This is a genomic window from Rubripirellula obstinata, from assembly GCF_001642955.1.
Taxonomy (GTDB): domain Bacteria; phylum Planctomycetota; class Planctomycetia; order Pirellulales; family Pirellulaceae; genus Rubripirellula; species Rubripirellula obstinata.
In genome coordinates this window covers 1-1432 of sequence record NZ_LWSK01000284.1, presented here as the reverse complement: position 1 = coordinate 1432, position 1432 = coordinate 1, and the positions used below count along the sequence as shown (strand labels likewise).

Here is a 1432-nt window from a genome sequence, read left to right as displayed (position 1 = left end):
TCCTGAGATAGACCGCAACTAAAGCCACCGTCTCCATCGGGCAAACAATCCCCACAAGTATTTGTCGTAGGCGCTGTCCAAGTTTCATCACACCGTTTCTTTTCAAGTACTATACAGAGCGCACTGACTTCGCCATCTTCATCAACACCCCCAACTAGTACTACAGCGCTAGGTTGATATTTGAGAATTAGTTGAAATTTGGGATTCTATATCGTTCATGCACAAGGAGGTGCTTTGATGGATGGTACTTGGATTCGTCAGATGAAACCAGCTTTGACACGTTTTCTGAATCGGTTCTCCGATTGTTTTAGTCGAAAAGATACCCGTGCTCATATGCCAACGTATGTTCAGGGTCAGCTATCAAACCTTGCTCGCAAGAGTGTTGAGCCCATTGCACTGGCTGCCGGAGTTCCCGTTCGCACGCTTCAGGAGTTTCTTGCTCAATACGCATGGAATGAAGACGCCGTGCGAGATCGTCTGCAACAGATGGTGGCAACGGAGCGCGGTAGCAAGCGTGCCATCGGCGTGTTTGACGAAACGAGCGATGTCAAGAAAGGCACCAAGACGCCTGGCGTTCAGCGTCAGTGGTGTGGCAAGGTTGGCAAGACCGATAACTGCATGGTGACGGTTCATCTTGCTTTTGCTCAGGATGACTTTCACTGCTTGCTTGATGGTGAGTTGTTCCTTCCTGAGAGCTGGTCTGAAGATCGCGAGCGTTGTCGCGTTGCCGGGATCCCCGACGAAATGGTGTATCAGCCAAAGTGGAAGATCGCACTGGAGCTTTACGATCGCGCGCTGTCCAACGGTCTGGAGTTTGAGTGGATCACCTTTGACGAAGGCTACGGCTCCAAAGGCCCGTTTTTACGAGCTCTTGATGCCAAAGCACAGTTATTCATCGGCGAGGTTCCGGTTTCAATGACCGGCTGGATCAAGAAACCCGGGCTCCAACATCCTCCCAAAGATCCGTGTCGTGGTCGGCCGCAAAAAGGTGCGCGAGTTGCCAAAGACAATCCCAAAGCTCAGCCGTTTCGCAAACTGCTGGAAGAATCCACGCGGTTCACGAATCAGTCATGGGAGCGTTATCGCGTCAAAGATGGAGATAAAGGTCCCATGGTCTGGGAAGTCAAGCATGCGATGATCTATCGTCCTGACGGCAAGTGTGTTTCGAGCAAGCGTTGGCACTTGTTGGTGGCTCGTAACCCACTCAAGCCGGATGAAATCAAGTACTTTCTCAGCAACGCGCCGGCTGCAACAAGCGTTCAAAAGTTGTTGCTCGTTGCCTTCAGCCGCTGGCATGTCGAACGTTGCTTCCAGGATCAAAAGCAGGACATTGGACTCGACGCCTGGGAGGGCCGGAAGTATCTCGGGCTCAAACGACACATGATTCTGTCGTGCGTAAGCTACCTGTTCTTGACGAAGATGCGAGAAAAGC

Annotated in this window: 1 protein-coding gene; it reads left to right on the top strand. The window is 51.6% G+C overall.

Annotation, left to right across the window (positions count from 1 at the left end):
* Positions 1-237: 237 nt before the first annotated feature.
* Positions 238-1432: IS701 family transposase (locus RC85_RS25820; RefSeq protein ID WP_157594107.1), on the top strand; the 1195-nt coding region annotated here is incomplete at its 3' end.